The sequence below is a fragment of the Streptococcus suis genome (assembly GCA_024583055.1).
In the GTDB taxonomy this organism is placed as follows: domain Bacteria; phylum Bacillota; class Bacilli; order Lactobacillales; family Streptococcaceae; genus Streptococcus; species Streptococcus suis_V.
The window spans coordinates 2,078,995-2,104,696 of sequence record CP102145.1; the positions used below are offsets into that span (position 1 = coordinate 2,078,995).

Below are 25,702 nucleotides of genomic sequence, written 5' to 3' on the forward strand. Positions count from 1 at the left end.
AAATAGTCTTCAGGGCAGGGTGAAATTCCCGACCGGCAGTGATTTTGTTAAGACAGTTTCTCTATTTTGAAAATTTTTCTTTGAGGGCGGCAGCAGGAGCGACCGAAGGTCGCAAGTCCGACGCTTGTCGCCGTGGTGAAAGTTATCCTATTTTTGAATAGGATGACAGGGGATTTTCGAGACCTTAGGCTCGAAAATAAGTCATGAAACCGAAGGTTTGCTGACGTCCCCACCACCTTAGACAAGTGTCAAAAAAGAAATTATCTAGTAAATAAGTCTGCGAGCGCAAGCTGATGTGGTGCAATTCCACAACCGACAGTACAGTCTGGATGGGAGAAGACGAAGTAGTTGGCCTCGGCCTGCTCTTTTGGCCTTCTTCAATTTTCAAAAATTGGAGGAACCTTTATGACAAACACACGCAAAATGACGATTATCGCCATTCTCTCAGCAGTATCTTTTCTGCTCATGTACTTGAAATTTCCGCTGATTCCAACAGCTAATTTCCTGGAAGTGGACTTTTCAATCGTACCCATTCTCTTTGGTCTCTTGATGCTGGATCTGAAATCAAGCTTTGCGATTCTTTTCATCCGGACCTTGCTCAAGTTGATTTTGAACAACCAAGGTGCATCGACCATTATTGGTCTGCCAATGAATATTGCAGCTATGTCAGTCTTCATTCTAGCTGTGGCCTACATTTGGAAAAAAGACCAGACAGTGAAAAATTATATGAAAACAGCAGCTGTGGCAACTATTGCATCGACCTTGGTTATGCTGGTCATGAACTATGTTTATGCTGTGCCAGTCTATGCGACCTTTGCAGGCTTCGATATCAAACAAATTCTAGGACTTGGCAACTATCTCTTTGCCATGGTCCTTCCCTTCAACCTCTTGCAGGGAATCGTGCTGTCGCTGGCTTTCTATGTATGTTACAAGGCAGCCCAGCCAATTTTAAAGAAAGTTTAACCATTCTATGGTAAACTAAATACATGAAAAACAAACAAACACATTTACGAAACGCATCTTTTTTGGCCCTGGCCTTTGTTATTCTAGGCTATACGGTCAAATTTTATCCAGAGGCAGTCGCAGGCTTTGACACGGCAATTCAGACACTTGTCCGTGGCAATCTACCTAGCACTGCCAGCCAGTTTTGGACCTCGATTACGGTTCTTGGAAATACAGTGATTATTCTGACTATTTCCTTGCTCCTTGCAGCTTTCTTCTATTTTTATAAAAAGTGGAAGATGGAGGCTTCCTTGATTCTTGCTAGTTTTGCGGTTATGGGGGTGGCATCAACAGCCCTGAAATATGTCTACCAACGGCCGCGCCCTAGTATTGAATGGTTAATCGATACGATTGGTTATTCCTATCCTAGCTGGCACACTGCCTCGACCATGATGATTGCAGGAGCGGTGGTTATCATTATTCAGCAACGAATGAAGAAGGGAGCACTAAAGCTCTTGCTTCAAGCTGGTCTGCTCATTTTAGCGGCTCTAGTTGCGATTTCAAGGATTTACATCGGCGTTCATTTTCCAACAGACATTATCGGTGGTTGGCTGTTGGCAGGCTTTCTGCTGTCAGTCCTCTATCCTTTCTATGATCAAAAACGCTTCGAATGGCGTTTTCAGAGTAAACAAAAATAATAAGCGAGGCTCCTGCCTCGCTTATTTGCTTTCAACAATGGTCTATTTATTCTTAATCGGTCCGTTTTCTGCTTCTTTTAGAGCTTCTTGAACCGTTTGGGCAAAGAGTTGTCCACCTTCATTGATGGTGCTTGGTTCGCTACCAAAATGAATATTGTCTGTGCCGGCCCAAATCTGAGGATTTTGCTTGGCAACGGCATTCCAATCAGCCACGGTGATAAAGTCATAATCCTTGGCTAATTGACGAATGTAACGCGCATGTTTTTCAGCTATTGGGTCATCGTACGTAGCAGAGTTACCATCGTAGGGGGTCACTAGAATCAAGCGGTAACCATTCGGCAGGATATCAACCATTTTCTTCAGCTCTTCCTGGTAATTGGTGACCACATTGGCACCGGTTGCTACCACAACATTTTTCAAGAGTGTTCCATTGTCAATATTGGTCTGCAGGATTTCGTTAGCCTGGATGGTATTCCGGCTCTTCTCCGCATCAATCATAGCATCAGGCAGGGCTGCTTGTAGGTGCTCGCTTGCTCGAAGTGTCACAGAATCACCGATAATGGTCACTCCGTCTGTGATATCAAAATGGCTGGCTTTTCCCTTTTCGGCAAAGTTTTTGGTCTGTGTCATGCGGGTATCTGCCTGCTTGAGGCTTTCCACCATAAGCGAATGGTCTAAATCACCGAGTTTTGGAACAAACAAACTAATGCCTAAGGTAAGCAAGCTGAGAACACCGAACGTTATAGTCAACCATTTGGTATAGGGAACTAAATCAATTTCCAGACCAAAGAGTTTTCCCGTCCTGCCTGCAATGTAAGGCTCTAGCACATAGTAGGATAGGCTAGCCATCAGCAGTGTCACAAGCAAGGTCAGTCCAACGGCCAGAAGGTGGTTGGAAATCAGTTGATTGAAGATAATGTAGAGGGGCCAGTGGAAAAGGTAGATACCGTAGGAAATATCCGCCAGAAACTGGATAGCTGCCGGCTCCTTCACGTTTGCTGTCTTTTCGTGTAAGATTCTAGCCGCAAGAATCATGGCACAGGTTGCCAGACTTGAGAGGAAGAAACCGAAAAGATAGGTGAAAATCGAATCAAACCGTAGGAAGAAGAGGAGGAGGGCTTCTAAGCCCAGACCACTTGAGAAAACCAATAGGGTCTTCCGTAAATCCCATTGTTGCATCATTTTCTGGAAACCGGTAGTAGTGTGCTTGATGCCTACGATGGTCGCAAGCAGGCTCCCCATAAAGAAGGGGAAGGAGTGAGCTAGGGTAGAGAAGTAAATCCTAGAATAGCTTGTGACAAAGAAGCTAGAAATAAACATTCCAAAGAAGCTAAGGACAAATAGGAGGCCTGAACTGAGGAAAATAGTTCCTCTAAGTTGTCCTACAGACCTGGCTTGCCGCGTTATCCACCAGAGGGCTAGCCCCCAGATGATGTAGAATTGGACTTCAATTGCAAGGGTCCAGGTGTGAACAAAGAGATGGGGGGTAAATTGATTTTCGTATCCACCACCGGCCAAAATTTCATAGATGTTGGTCATAAAGCCCAGAGCAGCTGTGATTTGCCGTCCGATATTGGCTGTAAAATCATTACGAATCAGGAGAGCCAGGGGTGTGACGGTCAGAATCAGCAGGACCAAAGGTGGGAAAATACGGTACAAGCGCCGTTTTAGAAAGGCCTTGAAATCGAACTCCTTGTCGGTATGAAATTGGTCAATAATCAGGGCAGTCGTCAGATAGCCGGATAGGGTGAAGAAGAGGTCAACTCCGACAAAGCCTCCAGAGAAGTATTTGATGTAAAAATGATAGAGCAGGACCATTACCAGTCCTAGCACTCGAATTGTTGAAAACCATTTAATCCTCATGTTGATAAATCCCCTGCTTAAACGTTCCTTCGTAGACTGATTTTGCCTTGGTTGTTAGTTTACCTTTTCCATCAGCCAGGCCATTGACAAATCGTCCTGAATAGCTCCAACCATCTTTTGAAGTGAAGGTTCCCTGACCATTGAAACTGCCATTTTTAAACTGTCCTTCATAGGTATCTCCATTTTCAAAGGTCAGCTTGCCCTTACCGTCCATTTTATTAGCCAAGACGGCGCCGCTATACTTGATTTTACCGTCATCTAGGGTCAAGGTTCGTTGGCTGGGAATGCGTCCGATAAAGACGGAAATCAGGCAGATTAGGATAAATAGGAGTGTCAACCGTTCGATATTTTGCCTTGTGAGGAAGGCCTTCCAATCTTCTGGAAGCGAATAATGCATGCTTTTCATGTCTTGTCCCTTACTAGAATAGATTCGCCTACTATTTTACCATTTTTTCTCATATATTACAAAAATGTTACGTAATTCCTCTGCTTATTTTAGCCGTTCCAACCAATCCTTGCAGCCCTGGCTGACCATTTGATAGGTTTCCTCGAAATCCCCTGTGTACCAAGGGTCGGGAACGGATCTGTCGGCAAATTGGTAGATTTTATCTTGGGCAGAAGTAGGAGCCATCTTTTTTAAGTCACGGACATTGTTGCTGTCCATGCCGATGATATAGTCAAATTCCTCAAAATCCGCTGCTGAAACCTGCTGAGATGTCTTACTACTACTGTAGGGAATCTGGTATTTTTTGAAAATCTTCTGGGTTCCCGGATAGATAGGATTGCCGTGTTCCCAGCCTGATGTGGCACGGCTTTCGATGTGGTAGTCGTCGGTCAAGGCTTTCATGACAAATTCAGCCATGGGACTGCGACAGATATTTCCAAGACAGACAAATGCAATTTTTTTCATGATTTTCCTTTCACTTCACAAGAAAAGGCAACCGAAGTTACCTTAGCATGTTTATTTTTCGTCCTTGTCAAAAGCGTTTTTGATACCGTTGACAGCACCTTCGAGGCCGTCTTTAGCATCTTCTACAAAGCCCTTGGCATCTTCGACCAACTCTTTAGCTTTGCCGAGCCCTTTTTCAACAAGACCTTCCGCTTCAAGCTCTTTATCACCTGTCAATTTGCCCAAGCCCTCTTTGACAGAACCAGTCAATTGATCTAATTTAGCACCGAATTTTTCTTCTGACATATGAACCTCCAATAGATGTTATAGGGAGTGATGGGAGAAATTCCCACGTGTTGACTATCTATAGAATACCTTAAATATCCTCATTTTGCAAGCGCTTTGCTTGTCTAAAAATGGACTTCTCACTAGAGGGTAATTAGTTGCACATTTATTGAAATAACATTATAATAAATATAAATAAAAAAAAGAAAGAAGGTTTCTTTTATGAAAAAAGAAATATTGAAGCCATCAGCTGAAGTTGCTAGTCTGTCTCTGGGGAAATCTCTGAACTATCAGGATACCAAGGCTGTTCTCAATCAGGCAGTAGCAGATTTATCAGTAGCCCATTCTATCCTCCATCAAGTTCATTGGTATATGCGTGGTCGTGGCTTTATGATTTGGCATCCAAAGATGGATGAATATATGGAAGAAATTGATGGCTATTTGGATGAGATGAGTGAACGTTTGATCACCTTAGGTGGGGCACCATTTTCTACCCTTAAAGAGTTTAGTGAAAATAGTCAGCTCAAGGAAGTTCCTGGTGATTATACTGTAACGATTGAAGAGCAATTGGCGCGTGTGGTAGCGGTGTTCCGCTATCTAGCTACTCTTTTCCAAAAGGGATTTGATGTCAGTGATGAAGAAGGTGACAGTGTAACCAACGATATTTTCAATGTGGCTAAGGCAAGTATTGAAAAACATATTTGGATGTTGCAGGCAGAACTAGGACAAGCTCCGAAATTGTAAATAGATGAAGGGTCCAGAAGGACTCTTTTTTGCTGCATAGATGATAGTCGAATGAATTTGCAATTAGACAGGGTGGAAAACCCATGTAAAGCAAGACACTAATGAAGAGTGTAGCAAGTTGAAAGTGATCATGCCTTGAAGCGAATATATCATGATTAAATAGTGAGCGAAATAGATTTCGACTGAACAAAAATAACACCCCAGAAGTTAGATTTTTTTATCTACCTTTTGGGGTGTGGTTCATTGACACAAGGCTTTTTCCATAACCTTGTGCTTATTCCTTATCGAAAGCTTTTTTGATGCCGTCAACAGCACCTTCAATGCCATCTTTGGCATCTTCGACTAATTCTTTAGCCTTGCCTAGGCCTTTTTCCACAAGACCTTCGACCTCAAGGCCTTTATCGCCTGTTAGTTTTCCAAAACCTTCTTTGACAGAACCTGTCAACTGGTCGAGTTTTGCATTCAATTTATCTTCTGACATAAGAAACCTCTTTTCTCTGCGTCACGGGTGGATAGCCACCGAGTAATCCTACCTCGTAGAACACGTTGATATATCTATAATAAGTTAAAATGCAGCAAAAGGCAAGAGATTTGCTTGGATAATGGAATGCCGATAATGACATTTGTCACATGAGTCCATGACAAAGGCTTCTAGTGGGAGTTTCATTTTCGATATATACTATGTATGTATCGTCATTTAGTTTTTCTTTTATTACTTCGTTAACTCGCCTTGCCTAACTCCAGTTATGCCTGCGGCTCGTTGCCTAGTACTAAAAGTAAACTAAAAGACTATAAGATGTTCAAGAAGTAGGAGGTAGAAAGATGATAGAAGTACGAGCACTAGACAAAGTCATCAAAGGTCGGACAATCTTGTCCAATATTTCCTTTGAGATAAAGAGCGGAGAATGTGTGGCTTTAATCGGTCCAAACGGGGCTGGAAAGACGACCCTCATGTCTTGTTTATTGGGGGATAGGAAGGCAACGAAAGGCCAGGTTATGTTGGACGGTCTGGCTCCACAGGCTCGGTCCAATAAAGAAACGGTAGCAGTCTTACCACAAGAAAATGCTATCCCGACAGACCTGAAGGTCAAGGAATTGCTCCGCTTTTTCCAAGCCATCTACAAGGATAGTCTGACAGATGTGGAAATCGACAGCCTGCTCTGCTTTTCCCCAGAGCAAAAAAATCAACTGGCCGGCAAGCTATCGGGTGGTCAGAAGCGGCTCTTGGCTTTCGTCATCTGTCTGATTGGCAAGCCCAAGTTGCTTTTCTTGGACGAGCCAACGGCGGGCATGGATACCTCGACTCGCCAGCGTTTTTGGGAGATTGTCCATGAACTTAAGGCTCAGGGTGTGACTATTTTTTATACCAGCCACTATATCGAGGAAGTGGAGCATACGGCGGAGCGGATTTTGGTCTTGCACCAGGGGCGGCTACTAAGAGATACCACGCCATTTGCTATGCGGAGTGAGGAGCAAGAAAAAGAAGTGACTTTGCCGATTGCCTTTGCGGCGGTGGTGGAGCGGTTGGCTATGGTTGATGAAATCAGCTACAAACAAGACACGGTCAGCTTCAAGACCCGAGCCATTGAGCAGGTTTGGGCTAGTTTGCAGGAGGCAGGTTGTCGGATTTCAGACCTAGAGGTTCAGAACAAAACCCTGCTCAACAGCCTATTTGACAAGACAAGGGAGGAAGAATCATGAAAGCATTAGTTCAAGTAGAGGCGGTAAAGTTATCCAGAAGTTTGGGAGTATTTCTCCTGTCTATCGGTATGCCCGTCATCTTTTTCCTGATTTTCTCATCGACGCTCCAGTTTGACGATGCAGCCATACAAAAGGCTTTTATCCAGTCCTATATGCTGACCATGACAGGTTTTTCCATGTCGGGCTTTGCCCTTTTCACCTTTCCCACGATGCTGGCAGAGGACAGAAAAAATAGCTGGTTGACCTTTATCCAGCATTCGCCCCTGCCAATCTGGCAATACTACCTGTCCAAACTGGTGCGGGTCTTGCTCTGCTTTGTATCTTCCATCGCCATTGTCTTTGCGGTGGGTGGCTTGGTCAAGGGGGTAGACTTGTCAGCTCAGGAATGGGTCGTGTCCGCACTCATACTCCTTGTAACCTCTATCGTATTTCTAGCCATTGGCTTGCTCTTGGTGCAAATCCAATCTGAACAGGCCATGTCGGTTGTGGCAAACTTGCTCTACTTTGTTCTGGCCATCATGGGTGGCTCTTGGATGCCTGTTTCCCTCTTTCCAGACTGGGTGCAGCGGATTTGTAAACTCATGCCCAGCTACCATGTCAACCAACTGGTGACCACTTACGCTCAAGAAGGAGATTTTCTCTGGAAATCCTTGCTAATTGTCCTAGGCTATGCGATAATTTTCTTAGGAATTGCTCTGATACTGAATAGAAAATCGGAGCAGCAGTGAGGTGACAGATGATATTTGAAAAAAGAAAGGTACCGCTCATGTTTTTCGTGGGCATGGTCTTTCTCTATTTTCCCTTTTACTATGCCCAGTATAGTCCTAATCCGACGGCAGTTGTCCTAGCGACCATTCTCTTTGCCTTGGTCTATTGCTCCCTCTTTTATACCGACCACAAGCTCTATTCCATGCTGGCTTGGTTTTACCTGATTGGCTATATCGCTGTCATGAGCTTTTGGGGCAATCTGCAATTTTCACTCTTTATCTTCAACCTGTCCAATATGCTGGGCTGGTATTATAAAGAGAATCGACCGACCTATCGGACGGTGTCTTATGGGATCTTGTTGCTGGCTATTATCCTATGGGCTCTATTTGGCCCAGTTCCTTTTGAGATGAGAGCTTTTGCACTTGTTATCCATTTCTTTGGCTTGGCCTTGCTGATTTTCAGCTGGATTGAGACCAAGCGGGCAGCCCTTCAGCAACGCCTACAGGAGCAGAATGCTTCCATCAATCTCCTGCTGGCTGAGAATGAACGCAACCGTATCGGTCAGGACTTGCACGATACACTTGGTCATGTCTTTGCCATGCTATCTGTCAAGGCCGAGCTGGTCCAGACACTTTTAGACCACGACCAGATTGACCAGGCCAAGAAGGAGGTGGCAGCCCTTCAGACCTTGGCCAAGGACTCCATGCAGGAGGTCCGCCAGATTGTCCAGTCCCTCAAGCAGCATACCGTGGCAGAGGAACTCCAGATTTTACAGCAGATGTTGGACTTGGCAGGAGTGGACTTAGTTGTCTGGGGCGGGGAAATAGCAGAGCAGCTCAGCTTGCCTGCCCAGAACAAACTGGCTATGGTGCTGAGAGAGTTGGGCAATAACCTGCTCAAGCACAGCCAGGCTAGCAAGTGCCGTTTGATTTTTGAAAAAGACCAGCAAGAATTGGTTTTACACTATGAAGACAACGGTGTGGGCTTTACCCAGTTGACTGGTCAGGAATTGCATACCATAAAGGACAGGTTGGTGACGGTGAAAGGAAGTTTGGAATTTATCTCTCTAGCCAAGCCCACCCGCCTGTCCATCCGAATTCCGTTTGAGGAGGTGGTAGAATGAGAATCTTAGTCGCAGAAGACCAAGCCATGCTGCGGGACGCCCTCTGTCAGCTCTTGGGCTTTCAAAATGCGGTTGAGGCTGTTTTACAGGCAGAAAACGGTAGTCAGGCCATTGCTCTTTTGAAAAAAGAGCCCGTAGATGTGGTGCTACTAGATATAGAAATGCCTGAAAAGACGGGCCTAGATGTCTTGGAATGGGTGCGAGGGCAAGCCTTGCCTGTCAAGGTTGTCATCATGACCACCTTCAAGCGACCGGGCTATTTCGAGCGGGCGGTCAAGGCTGATGTGGATGCCTATGTGCTCAAGGAACGCTCCATCGCAGACCTCATGCGGACCCTTGAAACGGTCTTGGCGGGGCGGAAGGAATACTCACCAGAATTGATGGACATTCTCCTGACCCAACGTAGTCCCTTAACCAACTTGGAAAGTCAACTACTCAAGCTGGTGGCAGAAGGTCTATCCAATAAGGAAATCGCCTGCCAGCTCCACCTGTCTGACGGGACAGTCCGCAACTACATGACCTCTATCCTGTCCAAGCTAGGTGCTGAAAACCGCACCGCAGCTGTTAAGGTGGCACAGGAAAAGGGCTATATATAGCTAGAACCTCTATTCACAGGAAAAGGCTTGCACTCGGCAGGTCTTTTTCTAGTCGAATTTTGCTTTAACCTTCATTTCTCTATTGAAAATATCCCTATATTTTGCTAGAATTTTCTTATGGAACGACTTTACGATGTGCAGCAGTTGCTCAAACGTTTTGGTATCATTGTGTATATGGGAAATCGTTTGTATGATATTGAAATGATGCAGATTGAGCTCAATAGGGTCTACCAGGCTGGAGTTCTGGATAGGCTGGAATACATGGAGGCTGAGTTGGTTTTACGCCGGGAACATCGTTTGGAATTAGAGTACCAGAGATTGAAGGAGAAGTAGATGGAAACCTTGTGGACACTTTTATTATTTGTAGCCCTATTGGGTGCCTGGATGGGCTTTAATTATTGGAGATTGCGCCGTGCCGCCCAGGTCATTGACAATGCGGAATTTGCGCAGAAAATCCATGGTGGTCAGCTGATTGACCTGCGCGAGCCAGGCGAGTATAACCGCAAGCACATTTTGGGTGCGCGAAATATTCCCTACCAGCAGCTCAAGCAAAGTACTAATGCCCTTCGCAAGGACAAGCCTGTTTTGATCTATGAAAATGACCGTGGTCAATTGGTTACGCCTGCAGCTCTGTATTTGAAAAAGCAAGGGTTTAATGACATCTATATCTTGAGCTATGGTTTGAATGGCTGGGATGGCAAGGTGAAGACCGCAAAATAAGTAGATTTTTCATTACGAGTGTAGAATGTTAGTATGAGGAAACGAAAATGAATCGAAAAGATGAAAAATTATCCTTGGATGAAATTGGCATAATTGCAGGTATCGTGTTGATTTTATCCATTAGTTTATTGGCAATTTGGTTCAATGGCTCAACTGCAACAAAAGAGACTAGGGCTGAGCAGTCTGAAACGGTTGATACCAGTCTCTCTTCGGCTGAAAAAGCTGTGAAAAAATTGGAAAATTCTTCCAGTGAGGCTGACTTGAAAGCTGCCCAGGCTGCTGTGGATAAGTTACAGGCTACGACTGCAAAAGAGAGCCTGCAGAAGCGAATCGATACGGTCAAGCAAGCGATTGCTAAGCAGAAAGAAGCAGAAACACAGGCAAAATTAAAGGCTGAAAAGATTCGGGCAGAAGAAACCCGCAAATATGTTGAGGAGCACCAGAAAGACCAGGCGGCAGACAATCAAACCGAACCAAGCCAGGCTGAACCGGCTCCTGCACCAGAAGTAGTGCTAGAACAACCAGTTGTAGAGGAATATTATGAAGTACCAGCGGTTGTAGAGGTTCCTGTGGAGCCTTCTGTAGCACCGCCGGCTGAACTAGCTCCAGAGGAAGTTGCACCTACAGCTCCCACAGCAGAGGTTTCAGCATCAGAAACACTGGCCACAGAAGGTCAGTAATTGAACTTATTTTGAAAGAGGAGGTTGGGCATAAAGTCCAACCCCTAGTTCTTTGGTTAACAAAATTACATTAGCGCAGGAGTTGATTGTTCAAATGGTCGGGAAACTGTGAAAGGTGGGAAACAGGGATTGTGAAACAATCCTCGATAGTTCGAATTTTACGCTCCAAACTAGACCTAACGAATGGTGCGAACTCCGTTCGCTCTATTTTCAATCTTTAACTGTCTTCTACAGCTTTTTGGATGCGTCTGGGTAGAAAGTCCAGCCTCGCTTCTCAGAGTTCGTGTCAACATCTCAGCGCAGTGGTTGATTGGCAGATTTATTCGTGTTTCACACTCCAAATCTGACCATTACGACTGTTGCGGACAAAGTTCGCTTTATCTCCAACCTCAAACTGTCTCCCAGACAGTTTGAGCTGTGCGGGGGTGGGACTGAAACAGTCTGGGAATAGACTGTTTCAGCTCAACAACTTAAACGAAAAATTGTTGACGAACTCTTTTTAGACTGGTCAAGTTCTTATACGAAAACTCAAAAGAATGCAAAAACTCCCTCTCTATGATATAATCAAAGCGAAAAAATTTTTTATGTTAGGCTACTAGCTCGTCCCTAGTAGTCTTTTTCTGTGCTAAAAATTCAGGATACGTTATCTGCTCTTTTAAAAGGATATAAGCTATTTTTAATAATTGATGTGCGAGTGCAATTGTTGCTTTTTGTGAACCACGCCGACTTTGAATCTGATAAAATTGGTCTGCTAGAGGACTTCCTTTTTGTTTTTTGACAGCGAAAGCGGCCTGGCATAAACATTTCTTCAAATAAGAATTTCCGTGTCGAATCTTAGTACTTCGTTTTTTACCAGCACTCTCATTATTACCTGGACAAAGTCCAGTCCAAGAAGCTAAATGTCCAGCAGTGGGAAACTGACTCATGTCAACACCAACCTCAGAAATGATAACAGAAGCTGTAATGACATCAATGCCTGGGATGGAATCCAATATTTCTACATGGTTTTCATATTGTGATAGATAGACATTCATTCGCTCTTCCAACAACTCAATCTGCTTCTGATAAAAATCATAAATCTCTAAGGACTGCTTTAACATGAAGCGGTGATGGTCAGAAAAATAGCCATCCAAGGCTTCCAGAAGCTGCGGCACTTTCTTCTTCAAGCTGGTGTAAACTGATTGATGGACAATACGAGGTGTAATAGGCGTCCCATCAACCAGTAGCTGAAGGAGATTGCGACCAGATAGCCCCATAATATCTTCGATATAGGTTGTTAGCTTGATGCCACCTGACTGAAGAATTTTATGGATACGGTTGGTTTCTCGATTGCGACTTTCCACATAATGTTTTCGTTGTCTGGTCAACTCCCTCAATTCTTGAATGGTTTCATCGGGAACGAAACTCCGAGGAAGCAGACCAATTCGTGTTAATTTGGCAATCCAGTGAGCATCCTTCTTGTCGGTTTTCTGACCTGGAATAGCCTTCATGTGGGCTGGTTGAGCGAGTATCAACTTGAAGTCATCACATAGAGCATGCCAGACAGGTCGCCAATAAACACCTGTACTTTCCATGCCAACAGCTTCCACATGAAATTGACTGAGAAAATCGTGGCAAGCACGTAGGCCTTTAGTCGTTGTATCAAACGTAGCCATCTCACGCTTTGGACGAGTTGAGGTGAGTGGTCCGTGTAGGATACAGACAACGATATTAGCTTGATGAACATCAATACCTGCACAAGATTGATAGAGAACATCCATGACAATTCCCTCCTTCTAAAAATTAGAGAGCTTATCTACTGATTTTTAGTCGTATTTTTATACTCATGCCTATCGCATATTTTGGGGTGCTCGTCAGTAGAGTGGGTTAGTTTTTCCCGCGATGACTAACATCATTAACTCGTCAACCACAAAGCCCTCACTAAGATTATACACCTAGTGAGGGCTTTATGTTCGTTTTCATTATTCTGTGGGTGAGGGCGAAGCCATCATGGATGTCTTTCCCACTCCCATTATCTCCAACTTCCAAAGGTTTTGGGAGCCTTTGGAGGTATGCGAAAGTAAATTCTAGATAAATTCTGAAGAGGGGAAACCCTCTTTTTTAGTTGTTTCTTCTGCTAAAATTTGCTATACTGAGAAAAAGGAGTAGGCTATGGAAGAGTTGAATATGTGGTATCTTGTCTGGCTTGGATTGGTCTTGGTGATTGCAAGTTCTGTCTTCTATGATGATAAGCGGTATAAGCCTTTCGGTTTCGCTATTGGCTAAGTGTTGTTGGAGCCTTCTGTCTGGTTTTGGTTGCCCTAATTTCCTGCTTGATCTTTGTAACTAGCATTTCCTTGATGCTCTATCATCGATTTGGTAATGGCACCGTTTTGCTCGGAATTCTATTTTTTCTGATGACGTTTGCTTTAGTGAGCTATGCCTATTTTGCCTGTAAAAGGGTTGTTGCTCGTACACGGTTTTATCGGTCAATGACGAGGAGGGACTAGTACGAATTTAATTGGTGAATTAATCGTTGAATTTTTGACGGAATTGCCAGATTTTGATCCCAAAAAGCACAAGCCTTTCGGAGGTCGCTATTGGTTGGGCTGGCTAGGGATTTTGGTGAATCTGATTATGGGAGCTTTCTTGACCTTCTTAGTAGGTTATACACTTTTTTCCATAGGCAAAGGCAATCTAGCGTTCATTCTCATTTTCAATCTCTTTCTTATTCCAACTACCTTATTTTGGTTTTGGCGGACCAGTCGCCTGTTCAAAAAAATGTGGCAGACCACCCTTTATTATCTTGATAACAAATCTTAGCATCAGCCTTGCTGATGTTTTTTCAACTGTGTTTTAAGGAAAAGATTGGTTGTTTTGTGCTATAATAGACCCTATGAGAATTGTATCAGGAAACTATGGCGGACGGCTCCTCAGGACCTTAGATGGCAAGACGACACGACCGACTTCGGACAAGGTTCGTGGAGCCATGTTCAATATGATTGGTCCCTATTTTGAAGGTGGGCGAGTGCTGGATTTGTATGCTGGTAGCGGTGGCTTGTCCATTGAGGCAGTATCTCGGGGCATGGATGAGGCGGTCTTGGTCGAACGTGATCGCAAGGCCCAGGCCATTATCCGAGAAAATATAGTCATGACCAAGGAGGAAGGTAAGTTCCGTCTCTTGCCCACGGAGGCCCGTCAGGCCTTGACTCAACTGGAAGGAGTCTTTGACCTGGTCTTTCTGGATCCGCCCTATGCGGAGCAGGAGATTGAGGCAATGGTCACTGAACTCTGCCAGCGAAAACTTCTGTCCGAGGATGTCATGGTGGTTTGCGAGACGGATAAATCTGTCACACTTCCTGAAGAAATCGCAGAGCTGGGCATCTGGAAGGAAAAAGTCTACGGAATAAGTAAGGTAACAGTCTATGTCAGATAAAATTGGAATGTTTACAGGCTCCTTTGATCCCATTACCAAGGGACATTTGGACATTATCGAACGGGCCAGTAGCCTTTTTGACAGGCTTTATGTGGGGATTTTTTACAATCCCAATAAAAATGGTCTCTTTACTGGTCAAGAGCGGCTGGACTTATTGGAGAAGGTCTTTGCCAAAGATGAGAAGATTCAGGTCTTTCTAGCGGGTCAAGAGCTGGTGGTCGATGCAGCCCATGAACGGGGAGTGACCCATATTGTCCGCGGTTTGCGCAATGGGATTGACCTGGAATATGAGGCCAATTTTGATTATTTCAATCGCCAGTTGGCCCCAGACTTGGAGACGGTATATTTGATTTCCAAGCCGGAATACCGCAATATTTCGTCCAGCCAAATCCGTGAACTGATAGCCTACAAGCAGGATATTAGTCCTTATGTGCCCGAGCTTGTTAGTAAGGAAATAGAAAAACATGAAAAAAAATAAAGGTCTCATTTTAATTTTATCTATCATTTTAGGAGTACTCTTGCTCTGGTTTACGGTCTTTGTTCCCCTGCCCTATTATATCGAGAGTCCTGGCGGAGCTATGGATGTGCAACAGGTCCTGACGGTTAATGAGGAAGAGGACAAGAAGGACGGTTCTTATGAGTTTACCTATGTCTCTGTTCAGCAGGCAACGGCTCTGCAGCTGCTCTTTGCCCAATTTGATCCCTATGCGGATATTACTTCGGCTGAGGAGATGACGGGAGGAGCAGACAGCGAGGAATATTTCCGGATTGCGCAATTTTACATGGAAACTTCGCAGAATATGGCCAAATACCAGGGATTAACCTTGGCCAAAAAAGATGTTGAAATGGATTTCTTTGGGGTCTATGTGCTTGATTTGGCGGAGGATTCGACCTTTAAGGACGTTCTCAAGATTGCGGATACGGTTGTCAGTATCAATGGCAAGACCTTTGAGTCGTCGCCTGATTTGATTAAGTATGTCAGCGGTTTGGAACTGGGCAGTCCTGTGACGGTGGGCTATGTGACAAACGGTCAGGAAAAATCAGCTGACGGTAAGATTATCAAGCTGGTCAATGGAAAAAATGGTATCGGGATTACCCTGGTGGACCACACAGAGGTCAAGTCCTCAGTACCTATTGACTTCCAGACGGGCAATATCGGCGGTCCTAGTGCAGGTCTCATGTTCACTTTGGCTATCTATACCCAGCTGGCTGAGCCAGATTTAAGGGATGGCCGGACCATTGCAGGAACGGGAACCATTGAGCAGGACGGCAAGGTCGGCGATATTGGCGGGGCGGACAAGAAGGTCCTATCTGCTGCCAAGGCCGGTGCCAGCATCTTCTTTGTTCCTAATAATCCTGTGGATAAGGAAATCCTAAAAGAAAATCCAGATGCCAAGACCAACTATGAGGAGGCCAAGGAGGCTGTAGAGAAAGCGGGAGTAGACATCGAGGTCGTACCTGTCAAAACAGTCCAAGATGCCATTGATTATTTAAAGAAATAGAGTTTGTGGAGTAACCTAGTTGCTCCTTTTTTCTTAAAATTGTCAGAAATTTCTTTGAAAACTGATAGGAGGAGCATTCCTGTTAAAATCATGGTATAATGGTAAGGTTAGAATGTATGAGAAACCAATAGAATGGAGGCCCAATGAAAAAAGAAATTACACCAGAAATGTATAACTACAACAAGTATCCTGGTCCTAGTTTTGCTCGGGTTGGGGACAAGGTTGTCTCTGAAAATATCGAGTTGGACTTGCTAGAAAATCACAAGGATGCCTTTGACCAGACCATTTTCGGTCAACGCTTTTCCCAGCTTATGCTCAAGTTTGACTATATTGTGGGCGACTGGGGCAATGAACAATTGCGTCTCAAGGGATTCTACAAGGATGATAAGACGGTCAAGTCTGACTTGAAAATCGGTCGCTTGGATGACTATCTGACCGAGTTTTGTAATTTTGGTTGTGCTTATTTTGTCTTGGAAAATCCAAATCCACAGGAGCTGCCTGAAGAGGTGGAGGACAGACCACGTCGTAAGCGGAGCCGGTCTCGTAACCGCAATCGCAACCAGCAGCGGACGGAGCATATTTCCCATAAGGAACAACAAAAGGCTCAACCGGAGAAGAAGGGGCGGGACAATCGTGCCAAGTCCAACCGGAATGACCGTAAGAAGGTGGTGCGCCAGGATAAGGTGGCAGACCAGTCTCGGCACTTTACGGTACACCATGATAAGAAAGCTGGCAAGCAGGCGCCCAAGCAGGAGCGTAGACAAGCATCGGATGCCAAAGAGACCAAGCGTAGTTTTGTCATTCGTCAGAAGTAGGGAGAAACATGAAACCATCAATTTATTCATTTAGCCAGGCCAATTTGGTGGACTGGATTTTAGAAAATGGCGAGAAGAAATTCCGCGCAACTCAGATTTGGGAGTGGCTCTACCGTTCGCGGGTTCAGTCCTTTGAAGAGATGACCAATTTGCCCAAATCTTTGATTGAAAAACTGGAGGAGAACTTTGTTGTCAATCCTTTGAAACAGCGGATTGTGCAGGAGTCAAAAGACGGTACGATTAAATACCTGTTCGAGTTGCCAGACGGCATGCTGATTGAGACGGTGCTCATGCGTCAGCACTACGGTTTGTCTGTCTGTGTGACGACCCAGGTCGGCTGTAATATCGGATGTACCTTCTGTGCCTCTGGTCTCATACCCAAGCAACGGGACTTGACCAGTGGTGAAATTGTGGCTCAAATCATGCTGGTGCAGAAATATTTGGACGAACGTGGACAGAGTGAACGTGTCAGCCACATCGTTGTCATGGGGATTGGTGAACCGCTGGATAATTACGATAACGTCATGACTTTCTTGCGGGTTGTCAATGATGACAAGGGGCTGGCTATCGGTGCCCGTCACATTACTGTGTCGACGTCTGGCTTGGCACCAAAAATCAAGGATTTTGCCCGCGAAGGCGTTCAGGTCAACCTGGCCGTGTCCCTTCACGCGCCAAATAATGACCTACGTTCCAGCATCATGCGCATCAACCGTAAGTACCCTATTGAGGTTTTGTTTGAGGCGATTGAGGATTATATCCAAACGACCAACCGTCGCGTGACCTTCGAGTACATCATGCTCAATGAAGTGAATGACGGTTTGGAACAGGCTCAGGAATTGGCAGACTTGACCAAGAATATCCGCAAATTGTCCTATATCAACCTGATTCCTTACAATCCGGTATCTGAGCATGACCAGTACAGCCGGTCGACCCGTGAGCGGACCCTTGCCTTCTTTGACCTGCTTAAGAAAAATGGGGTCAACTGTGTCGTTCGTCAAGAGCATGGCACGGATATTGATGCCGCTTGTGGTCAGCTGCGTTCCAATACGCTCAAGAAAGACCGTGAAAAGGCGCGTGCCCGCATCGCTGCAGCCAAGGCCAAGGCAGGTATTCAGGCATGAGAAGATTATTCCTCAGTGACGGCAATTTGACTGGTCTTGGAAGAAAGATATACAAAATCTTAGCTGGAGCCTATGCTCTGGCTATTGTTTTCATGTGTTTCCTCCCGCAGTCCTGGTATCCCCAGTACAAGGATTTTTCCACTCCGGGCATCATCCAGGTCGGGCGCCTCTATTTTCTGCCGGTTCCCTTTAATAGCATCGTCAACGGTGACAAGGTCGACAGTCTGGCGGATTTGGGCTGGATTTTCCTGCAAAATGCCACCAATATTTTCCTGCTCTTTCCTCTCGTTTTGGCTCTTGTTTTTCTTTTTGAAAAATGGCGGAGCCTTCGAGCAGCTGCCCTCTATAGTTTTTGTATCAGCCTCTTTATTGAGTGCACCCAACTCTTGTTGGATCTTCTGATTGATGCCGGCCGTGTCTTTGAAATTGATGACCTCTGGACCAATACGCTGGGTGGTGTGTTGGCTTACCTGTTCTATCGGTTCTGGTACCGTATCTATAAGCAGAAGAAATAAAATGAATGATTATTCGGATTTTTCAGAAAATTCCGCAAAAACCATTGACTGCTTTCATATAATCTTGTAAAATATGTATAATTAATCAAATGACTTACGGGATTTGGTTAGTGGATGAAATAATGATGGGATTCCTTGAATATTCGTGCATGTTTATTCGTCTTGTTTCATAGAAAAACCTCACTGTTTAGCTGTTACAGTGAGGTTTTTTTCTGTGTTTCAAGTGATTTATTTCCAAAAATCGTCAAATACCGTAATCGGTAGGTGGCGTTTGTGTTCTGTTTTTTTCCACCAGCCTTCGATGATTTCTTGGGCCTGGGCGTCGATGGTTTTTCCCTCTAGATAATCATCAATCTGATCATAGGTCACGCCGAGGGCTACTTCATCTGCCAGACCAGGCTTGTTTTCCTCCAAATCAGCCGTAGGAATTTTATCATAGAGCTTGCGGTCCGAACCGAGAGCAGCCAAGAGCTGCTTGCCTTGACGCTTGTTGAGGCGGAAGAGTGGGAGAATGTCTGCACCGCCATCGCCATGCTTGGTGAAAAAGCCTGTAATATTTTCTGCGGCATGGTCGGTTCCGATAACGGCACCCTTGCGTTCGCCAGCGACAGCGTATTGGGCAATCATCCGCATGCGGGCCTTGGCATTTCCCTTGTTAAAATCAGACATTGGCAGGCCAGTCGCTTTGACGGCATCTGCTATAGCATCCGTCGCATCCTTGATATTGATGGTCAGGCTGACATCTGGCTGAATGAAAGCAAGAGCGGCTTGGGCGTCGGATTCATCAGCCTGAACGCCATAAGGGAGACGAATCGCTATGAATTGGTAGTCCTCATCTCCTGTCTCAGCCCGCATTTCTTCCATGGTTAATTGGGCCAGGCGACCAGCCAAGGTCGAATCTTGACCGCCAGAGATGCCCAGAACATAGGTTTTTAGGAAGGGGTGTTTTTTCAGGTAATCCTTGAGAAATTGGATAGACGTACGGATTTCTTCTTGTGGATCAATTTCGGGCTTGACGCCCAGCTGTTGGATAATCGTTTTTTGTAAGGACATAGGAGCCTCTCTTATATAGATTTTGCTTGACTTTGCTTGCGAATGCGATGGATGAGGTCCATCTTGTTATCCCAGACATCTTGGGCAAGGTCAACAGGGTAGAGCTGTGGATTGAGTACGCGCTTGTATTCGTCCCAGAGTTGGTCAATTTCTTGGTTGGCATAGGATTGAATATCCGCCAAACTTGGTAATTCATAGACCTGCTTGCCTTCTTCAAAAATAGGAACCAAGAGCGGACGAGCCTCAAAATTCTCAATCGTCTTTTTGATATAGGTGTAGGTCGGGTGGAACATGTAGATGCTGTCCATCTTGGTCACATCTGTGTCGGCAAAAGTAATATAATCGCCTTCTGACTTGCCTTTTTCCTTAGAAGTAATGCGCCAAACCTGTTTTTTACCCGGGGTAGACACTTTTTCTGCGTTGGACGATAGTTTGATTGTGTCACGCATGACTCCATTTTCCTCTTCGATGGCAACAATCTTGTAGACAGCACCGAGAGCTGGTTGGTCGTAGGCTGTAATCAATTTTGTTCCGACACCCCAGACATCAATTTTAGCCTTCTGCATCTTGAGGTTGAGGATGGTATTTTCATCCAAGTCGTTAGAAGCGTAAATCTTGGCTTCAGTAAAACCAGCGTCGTCCAGCTGTTGACGGACTTTTTTAGAAATGTAGGCCATGTCACCAGAGTCAATACGAACACCTTTGAAATTGATTTTGTCGCCCATTTCCTTGGCGACACGGATAGCGGCTGGCACACCAACACGGAGGGTATCGTAGGTATCGACCAAGAAAACGCAATCCTTATGAGTCTCTGCATAGGCCTTGAAGGCTTGATAATCGTCGCCATAGGTTTGAACCAAGGCATGAGCATGGGTACCAGCTACAGGAATGCCAAATATTTTGCCGGCTCGGACGTTGGAAGTGGCTGAAGCACCACCGATAAAGGCTGCGCGTGTTCCCCAGATGGCTGCATCCATTTCTTGGGCCCGGCGTGTCCCGAATTCCATCAAGGGTTCGTCCTCGATAACGGCTTTAATGCGACGGGCCTTGGTAGCAATCAAGGTCTGGTAGTTGACGATATTCAAAATAGCCGTTTCAATCAATTGGCACTGAGCCAGCGGTCCCTCAACCTGCATAATCGGTTCATTGGCGTATACCAAATCCCCTTCCTTGGCTGAACGAAGGCTCAACTTCATCTCTAAATTGGCTAAATAATCCAGAAAATCCTCTGGATAGCCCAATTCGGTCAAGTAGTCAATATCTGTCTGGCTAAAGGTCAGGTTGTTAAGATAGTGGACAACCCGCTCTAGCCCTGCAAAGACTGCGTAGCCATTTTCAAAGGGTTGCTTACGGAAATACACTTCAAAAACCGCCCTTTTATTGTGAATGTTTTGCTTGAAGTAGACCTGCATCATATTGATTTGATAGAGGTCGGTGTGCATGGTCAGGCTGTCGTCTGTATATAGAGTCATGGTATTCTCCTTTGCTAACAATAATATCATTATAACAAAAAAATCGGGAAAACCCGATTTAAAGAACAATAGTCACCAAAATACTGGCCAAAAAGAGGAAGGGGACATAGGGCAGGGACCGAGATTTAAAGATGTAGAAGATAGCCAGACCCAGGAGGGAGCTGATTTGGACAATCCAGAGAATTTCGGTAAAGCCAAAAAGCAGGGATAGGCTGGCTAGATAGAGGAAGTCGCCTGAGCCGATAGACTTGGACATTTTTTCTGTCACAAAGGCTAGGACCAAAAAGCCACAGAAGAGCCAATTGAGTTGAGATAAGATTAGGGCTACAAGGGTAAAGACCAACCAGACCATGAAGGGATATTCCTGGTGTTTGATGTCATAAATAGTCAAGACCAGGCCGCCAAGGACCAGCACCATTTCCATAAGGGAAAGGACTTGAAAATGGCAGAGCAGGACCAAGAGACCAGACAAGACTTCCAGTCCCAGATACCAATAAGGGATTTTGGCTCTGCAGTAGCGGCATTTGGATTTGGTCAGGACTTGGGAAACAATGGGAATCAAATCCCAGGCCTTGAGCCTACGCTTGCAGGCATTGCAGTGGCTGGCAGGTGCAACGATAGATTGCTCGGGAAACCGGTCGATGACCAGACCGAGGAAGGAACCGATAGAGGCTCCAAGGAAAAATAAGATAATTGCTTTCATACCTATTAGTTCGCAAATGGGAGAGGAAAATGAGATATTTTTTAAAATTTTTTTACAAAATTTCGATGGTGCTTTGGACAATGCCAAAGGTAATGAGAGAATTTCGTATGTTTGCTTTGGTCTTGTCTGCTACAGCAGGATTTGTTAGTTTGACCGTCACTGTCGCACAATGGTCATATCCATCCATGGTCCAGACATTTAGCTGAGTGATTTCGTGAACATTTTCAAGAGCCAGGAGGACTCCTTTAACTTCTTCAAGATTTACTCCTTGCGGACTGGTTTCAAGTAAAATCTTAACATTGTTCCAAGCTTTTGGCAGGGCTTTGGAGAGGATGAAGATAGCAATACCGAGTGAGAGTAATGGGTCTAGAAAGTACCAATCAGTGAATTGAAGAATGATGGAAACAAGGATGACCGCCAGCCATCCCAAAATATCCTCTAAAAAGTGTAAGCTGAGAATGGATTCATTATGGCTATGGCCATTTTTTACAATACGAGAAGCAAAGAAATTGATGATGACAGCGATAATCCCAAGTATCAGCATCCCATCCTGATTGACAGGCTGGGGATGGAAAAGATTGGGAATGTTTTCTACAAGGATCAAGCTGGAGCCGATAATCAGAATGCTGGAAGTCAAGAGAGCAGCCAAAATATTCCATCTCTTGTAGCCAAAAGGATAGAACTTGTCAGCAGGTTTATTGGCATAGGTTTGCATGATGGCAGAGCTTCCGATGGCGAGGGCGTCACCCAAATCATGAACAGCATCTGCTAAGATGGCGCTGGAACCAAAGAGCCAGCCAAAGATAAACTCGATGATAGAAAAGCTGAGATTGAGGAGAAAAGCGATAAATGTATTTTTAGAAGATGACATGAGATTCCCTTTCTGTGTTATACTGTTTATAGGTTTATTATGTACTGTAATGAGCCGAAAAACTAGAAACAAGAGAAACGGTTTGTCTTTTTCTGAACAAATTGTTTGAAATGTACGAAAAATGGATAGACGAATTGCAAAAACAAAAAGAGCTATTTTTCAGGCTTTTTTGACCTTATTAAATGATAAAGGTTATGATGACATGCGCGTGCAGGATGTTATTGACCTGGCAGATGTGGGGCGTTCCACTTTCTATGCCCACTATGCCAGTAAAGAGGCTCTTTTGGAAGAACTTTGTCATGACCTCTTTCACCACTTATTTACAGGTCGTGAAGATGCGGATGTGAAGACTTTGTTGGCTCATATTTTCAAACACTTTCGAACCAATCAAGACCGAGTTGCCAGCCTTTTATTGTCCCGCAATGCCTATTTTCTAAGAGAACTGGAAGCGGAGCTGAAACACGACATTTTTCCAAAAGTGGTTGAAGACTACATGCAGGGCAAGGGGAATCTTCCAGAGGATTTGCTGGTACATTTTGTTGTGACCACTTTTGTGGAGACGGTCAGCTGGTGGTTGCAGCAACGCAAAAAGGTGGACGAAGCCACCTTGACCGAATATTATGTAAGATTATTAGCTTAAGGAGTGAAAATGCTTAGACCTTTACACATGGCTCATGCCTTTTTAGAAGAGATTTTAACAGACCAGGACCTAGCGGTCGATGCGACTATGGGAAATGGCCATGACACGCTATTTTTAGCCCAGCGAGCAGGAAAAGTTGTGGCCTTTGATATTCAGGAACAAGCCCTGACCACAACAGCTGAAAAACTAGAAAAAGCTGGCTTGACCAATGCCAAATTGGTTTTGTCAGGGCACGAAAATTTAGACCAGTATGTGGATGAATGCAAGGCAGCAATTTTTAATCTAGGCTATTTACCGTCAGCGGATAAATCGGTCATCACCCTACCTGATACGACCTTGGAGGCCATTCAAAAAGTCCTGGACTGCCTGGTGGTAGGTGGCCGTCTAGCTATCATGATTTACTATGGTCATGAGGGTGGAAGTAGAGAAAAGGATGCTGTGCTGGACTTTGTGAAAGGATTGGACCAGACTGTCTTTACAGCCATGCTCTACCAGCCCCTCAATCAGGTCAATACACCGCCATTTTTGGTCATGGTAGAACGGATGAAATAGTTTAGTGTTATCCTACTGAGAAAGCGGAGGTGATTTTATCAGTCATACATTTATCTTGATACTCTTATTGATTTTATTGATTGTGTCCAATACCCTTTATAGGCTCAATCCAAAACTGCCCCTGCCCTTTGTCCAGCTGCTCTTGGGGGTCCTGGTCGGTGCCTTGTTTGGTGACGAGACTGTGGGGATTGACGCCGGGCTTTTCCTGGCCCTGGTCATTGCTCCTCTCAACTTCCGTGAGGGACAGGAGAGTGATATTGAGAGTTTGAAGCGACATAAGTCCACTATTGCTTACTTGATTTTTCCTCTGGTCTTTTTGACCACTCTGGCTATTGGTGGCTTGGCAGGTTATCTTCTCCCTGTGGAAATTCCCCTGCCACTTAGCTTTGCCCTGGGAGCTGCCTTAGCTCCGACGGATGCTGTGGCCTTTCTGGCCTTGTCCAAACGCTTTAAGTTTCCCAAGAAGTTAGAAGAAATCCTGACCCTGGAAGGCTTGCTCAACGACGCGAGTGGCCTTGTTGCCTTCCAATTTGCCATCCTGGCCTTGACGACCGGGACCTTTTCCCTCCTGCAGGCCAGTGGGCAATTGGTCTGGGTTTTGCTTGCTGGTGCCCTTGTTGGCTTACTCTTTGTATTCTTGCACCGAGCGGCCGTTTCTATTCTGGAAAAATTAGATGCGGCTGATGTTGCTGGGGTCCTCTTGCTGGAAATCTCCTTGCCTCTCTTGGCCTATCTAGTAGCTAGTTATCTAGGCGGGTCAGGCATTATCGCCGTCGTGATTGCTGGTCTTTTCCAGTCCAAGCAATTGAAGAAAATGTCCCTCTTTGATGCGCGTGTCAACCGAGTGACGTTCATTATCTGGGAAACCTTGAGCTTTATTCTCAATGGCTTTGTCTTTATCGTTTTTGGTTATGAATTTACCCGGATTGTCCAGCCGGCCTTGAAGAATCCCTTCATCAGTAATGCTTGGCTGATGACGACGGTCTTGGTCTTGACTGCCAGTCTCTTTCTGGTTCGATTTGTGGGTATTTTCCTGTTGAAATTAGTCAAGAAATCTGGCGATTACCAACTAAAGAACCTGCTTATCTTGACCTTTTCTGGAATGAAGGGCTCGGTTTCCATAGCAACCATTCTCCTGCTGCCGGAAGTGGATCAGACAACCTACAGTCTCATCCTCTTTACGGTCGGCATGGTTACCCTCTTTAGTTTCCTGACCGGTCTCCTTGTCCTGCCCCTTTTAGCAGAACCTCGAACAGAGGCGACCATCCCAGAAGGTCCCGCACGCTTGGCGATTTTGAAGGAAGTGATTGATGTCTTAGAAATAGATGTGGAGCATGCCAACAATCCTAGTACTATCTATGCAGTTATCGGTCAATACTATAAGCGGATGGAAAATCTGCAACGCCAGCTCATTCCTGTGGAGCGACGACGTGAAGTTGCCAAATTACGCTTGAAAATCCTAGAAATTGAACGAGCTGGTCTTGAAAAACGGTTTGAAGAGGGCCTGTTGGATATGTCTTCCTACCGGATTTACCAATCCTATCTCAGCGAAATGGAGCAGGACATCAACCGAGACTTGGTAGCTACCTGGACCTATCTCTTTATGATTGGTCGCCGGGTCCTGGCCAAGTGGTACCATGAATGGGTGGAATTGGTGAAAAACAAGGGACGATGGATGAAAGCTGACAATCAACATGGTCATCCAGACCTGTCAGATTTGTTTATTGCAAATACGGTTGATATCATTGCCTTCCTCAATAGTTGCCAGTCAAACTATCCCAAGGACTATCTGACTATTCTCAAGCGCTACCGGGTCTACCAGTCCCAGCTTGTCTTGGCTGGGGTTCGAGTAGAAGACCTGATTGGTCGTCTCAAACCGGATAATTTGGAGGATTTGCTGCGAGGATTTTACTTGGAAAGGAAGATTGTGGCGGAATACGAGGCAGATCAGCTCATTTCTGATCAGGTTGCCAAGGACCTGCGCCGCAATATCAACCAGCTGGAAAGCTACAGTTTACGGGAATTTGATTCATTTTAATAGTGGGCTCGTAAGCTAATTCAAATAAACAGCAAAAAACCAGGTTTTCCTGGTTT

General features: G+C 45.1%; 29 protein-coding genes. 19 read left to right on the top strand and 10 right to left on the bottom strand.

Going from position 1 to position 25,702, the window contains the following annotated elements; genetic code table 11:
• Window positions 1-405: 405 nt before the first annotated feature.
• Window positions 406-963, top strand: coding sequence for an ECF transporter S component (locus tag NQZ91_10445; protein UUM57731.1), 558 nt, complete (start codon window positions 406-408; stop codon window positions 961-963).
• 23 nt (window positions 964-986) lie between these two features.
• Window positions 987-1,640 carry a phosphatase PAP2 family protein gene (locus NQZ91_10450; GenBank protein UUM57732.1) on the top strand — a complete coding sequence of 218 codons (654 nt, stop codon included), beginning with the start codon at window positions 987-989 and terminating at the stop codon, window positions 1,638-1,640.
• A 42-nt stretch (window positions 1,641-1,682) separates the two neighbouring features.
• Here the strand turns inward: NQZ91_10450 and NQZ91_10455 are convergent, their stop codons facing one another.
• From NQZ91_10455 to NQZ91_10470, 4 genes are all read right to left on the bottom strand, one after another.
• On the bottom strand, window positions 1,683-3,503 hold the full coding sequence (locus NQZ91_10455; GenBank protein UUM57733.1) for an acyltransferase: 1,821 nt from the start codon (window positions 3,501-3,503) through the stop codon (window positions 1,683-1,685).
• On the bottom strand, window positions 3,493-3,909 hold the full coding sequence (locus NQZ91_10460) for a hypothetical protein (GenBank protein ID UUM57734.1): 417 nt from the start codon (window positions 3,907-3,909) through the stop codon (window positions 3,493-3,495). Before NQZ91_10460 ends, NQZ91_10455 begins: the two co-directional genes overlap by 11 nt.
• Window positions 3,910-3,993: 84 nt before the next feature.
• Window positions 3,994-4,413: a low molecular weight phosphotyrosine protein phosphatase gene (locus NQZ91_10465; protein UUM57735.1), complete on the bottom strand. Its 420-nt coding sequence runs from the start codon at window positions 4,411-4,413 to the stop codon at window positions 3,994-3,996.
• 51 nt (window positions 4,414-4,464) lie between these two features.
• Window positions 4,465-4,698, bottom strand: a complete 234-nt coding sequence (locus NQZ91_10470; GenBank protein UUM57736.1) for a CsbD family protein — start codon at window positions 4,696-4,698, stop codon at window positions 4,465-4,467.
• Window positions 4,699-4,899: 201 nt separating this feature from the next.
• On the opposite strand from NQZ91_10470, the gene NQZ91_10475 reads away from it, so the two are divergent.
• Window positions 4,900-5,421, top strand: a complete 522-nt coding sequence (locus tag NQZ91_10475) for a DNA starvation/stationary phase protection protein (protein ID UUM57737.1) — start codon at window positions 4,900-4,902, stop codon at window positions 5,419-5,421.
• 274 nt (window positions 5,422-5,695) lie between these two features.
• Here NQZ91_10475 and NQZ91_10480 read toward each other — a convergent pair whose 3' ends face one another.
• Window positions 5,696-5,902, bottom strand: coding sequence for a CsbD family protein (locus tag NQZ91_10480; protein UUM57738.1), 207 nt, complete (start codon window positions 5,900-5,902; stop codon window positions 5,696-5,698).
• 341 nt (window positions 5,903-6,243) lie between these two features.
• On the opposite strand from NQZ91_10480, the gene NQZ91_10485 reads away from it, so the two are divergent.
• The 7 genes from NQZ91_10485 (at window position 6,244) to NQZ91_10515 (ending at window position 10,949) form a co-directional block, all read left to right on the top strand.
• Window positions 6,244-7,122: an ABC transporter ATP-binding protein gene (locus NQZ91_10485; GenBank protein ID UUM57739.1), complete on the top strand. Its 879-nt coding sequence runs from the start codon at window positions 6,244-6,246 to the stop codon at window positions 7,120-7,122.
• Window positions 7,119-7,850 (top strand): ABC transporter permease, encoded by a 732-nt coding sequence (locus NQZ91_10490; protein UUM57740.1) that lies wholly within the window; start codon window positions 7,119-7,121, stop codon window positions 7,848-7,850. The genes NQZ91_10485 and NQZ91_10490 overlap by 4 nt, the downstream gene beginning before the upstream one ends.
• Before the next feature lie 8 nt (window positions 7,851-7,858).
• A complete protein-coding gene (locus NQZ91_10495) occupies window positions 7,859-8,953 on the top strand; it encodes a sensor histidine kinase (protein ID UUM57741.1) in 1,095 nt (364 codons plus the stop codon).
• A complete protein-coding gene (locus NQZ91_10500) occupies window positions 8,950-9,549 on the top strand; it encodes a response regulator transcription factor (GenBank protein UUM57742.1) in 600 nt (199 codons plus the stop codon). Before NQZ91_10495 ends, NQZ91_10500 begins: the two co-directional genes overlap by 4 nt.
• A gap of 117 nt (window positions 9,550-9,666) precedes the next feature.
• Complete coding sequence (locus NQZ91_10505) at window positions 9,667-9,882, top strand: YqgQ family protein (protein ID UUM57743.1); 216 nt, start codon at window positions 9,667-9,669, stop codon at window positions 9,880-9,882.
• The gene (locus NQZ91_10510; GenBank protein ID UUM57744.1) at window positions 9,883-10,269 is read left to right on the top strand and encodes a rhodanese-like domain-containing protein; all 387 of its coding nucleotides are present in this window, start codon (window positions 9,883-9,885) and stop codon (window positions 10,267-10,269) included.
• Window positions 10,270-10,316: 47 nt separating this feature from the next.
• A complete protein-coding gene (locus NQZ91_10515) occupies window positions 10,317-10,949 on the top strand; it encodes a hypothetical protein (protein ID UUM57745.1) in 633 nt (210 codons plus the stop codon).
• A 587-nt stretch (window positions 10,950-11,536) separates the two neighbouring features.
• Here NQZ91_10515 and NQZ91_10520 read toward each other — a convergent pair.
• Window positions 11,537-12,709, bottom strand: coding sequence for an IS110 family transposase (locus NQZ91_10520; protein ID UUM57746.1), 1,173 nt, complete (start codon window positions 12,707-12,709; stop codon window positions 11,537-11,539).
• A gap of 1,115 nt (window positions 12,710-13,824) precedes the next feature.
• Here NQZ91_10520 and rsmD point away from each other — a divergent pair.
• The 6 genes from rsmD to NQZ91_10550 all read left to right on the top strand — a co-directional run bounded on the left by rsmD (window position 13,825) and on the right by NQZ91_10550 (window position 18,317).
• A complete protein-coding gene (gene rsmD / locus NQZ91_10525) occupies window positions 13,825-14,364 on the top strand; it encodes a 16S rRNA (guanine(966)-N(2))-methyltransferase RsmD (protein ID UUM57747.1) in 540 nt (179 codons plus the stop codon).
• Window positions 14,354-14,842, top strand: coding sequence for a pantetheine-phosphate adenylyltransferase (gene coaD / locus NQZ91_10530; GenBank protein UUM57748.1), 489 nt, complete (start codon window positions 14,354-14,356; stop codon window positions 14,840-14,842). Before rsmD ends, coaD begins: the two co-directional genes overlap by 11 nt.
• Window positions 14,829-15,866: a PDZ domain-containing protein gene (locus NQZ91_10535; protein ID UUM57749.1), complete on the top strand. Its 1,038-nt coding sequence runs from the start codon at window positions 14,829-14,831 to the stop codon at window positions 15,864-15,866. Before coaD ends, NQZ91_10535 begins: the two co-directional genes overlap by 14 nt.
• Before the next feature lie 143 nt (window positions 15,867-16,009).
• Window positions 16,010-16,681, top strand: coding sequence for a YutD family protein (locus tag NQZ91_10540; GenBank protein ID UUM57750.1), 672 nt, complete (start codon window positions 16,010-16,012; stop codon window positions 16,679-16,681).
• An 8-nt stretch (window positions 16,682-16,689) separates the two neighbouring features.
• Complete coding sequence (gene rlmN, locus NQZ91_10545) at window positions 16,690-17,802, top strand: 23S rRNA (adenine(2503)-C(2))-methyltransferase RlmN (protein UUM57751.1); 1,113 nt, start codon at window positions 16,690-16,692, stop codon at window positions 17,800-17,802.
• Window positions 17,799-18,317 (top strand): VanZ family protein, encoded by a 519-nt coding sequence (locus NQZ91_10550; GenBank protein UUM57752.1) that lies wholly within the window; start codon window positions 17,799-17,801, stop codon window positions 18,315-18,317. Before rlmN ends, NQZ91_10550 begins: the two co-directional genes overlap by 4 nt.
• 228 nt (window positions 18,318-18,545) lie before the next feature.
• Here NQZ91_10550 and nadE read toward each other — a convergent pair whose 3' ends face one another.
• The 4 genes from nadE to NQZ91_10570 are packed head-to-tail and all read right to left on the bottom strand — an operon-like array spanning window position 18,546 to window position 22,416.
• Window positions 18,546-19,370, bottom strand: a complete 825-nt coding sequence (gene nadE, locus NQZ91_10555) for an ammonia-dependent NAD(+) synthetase (GenBank protein UUM57753.1) — start codon at window positions 19,368-19,370, stop codon at window positions 18,546-18,548.
• Window positions 19,371-19,381: 11 nt separating this feature from the next.
• The gene (locus tag NQZ91_10560; GenBank protein UUM57754.1) at window positions 19,382-20,842 is read right to left on the bottom strand and encodes a nicotinate phosphoribosyltransferase; all 1,461 of its coding nucleotides are present in this window, start codon (window positions 20,840-20,842) and stop codon (window positions 19,382-19,384) included.
• A 58-nt stretch (window positions 20,843-20,900) separates the two neighbouring features.
• Entirely contained in the window at window positions 20,901-21,545 is a 645-nt protein-coding gene (locus NQZ91_10565; GenBank protein UUM57755.1) for a prepilin peptidase, read from the bottom strand.
• A gap of 52 nt (window positions 21,546-21,597) precedes the next feature.
• Window positions 21,598-22,416 (bottom strand): cation diffusion facilitator family transporter, encoded by an 819-nt coding sequence (locus tag NQZ91_10570; GenBank protein ID UUM57756.1) that lies wholly within the window; start codon window positions 22,414-22,416, stop codon window positions 21,598-21,600.
• Window positions 22,417-22,537: 121 nt separating this feature from the next.
• Between NQZ91_10570 and NQZ91_10575 the strand changes: the two genes are divergently transcribed.
• From NQZ91_10575 to NQZ91_10585, 3 genes are all read left to right on the top strand, one after another.
• Entirely contained in the window at window positions 22,538-23,056 is a 519-nt protein-coding gene (locus tag NQZ91_10575) for a TetR/AcrR family transcriptional regulator (protein ID UUM57757.1), read from the top strand.
• Between the two features lie 9 nt (window positions 23,057-23,065).
• A complete protein-coding gene (locus tag NQZ91_10580; GenBank protein UUM57758.1) occupies window positions 23,066-23,608 on the top strand; it encodes a class I SAM-dependent methyltransferase in 543 nt (180 codons plus the stop codon).
• A 67-nt stretch (window positions 23,609-23,675) separates the two neighbouring features.
• Window positions 23,676-25,646, top strand: coding sequence for a sodium:proton antiporter (locus NQZ91_10585; GenBank protein UUM57759.1), 1,971 nt, complete (start codon window positions 23,676-23,678; stop codon window positions 25,644-25,646).
• Window positions 25,647-25,702: the final 56 nt, after the last annotated feature.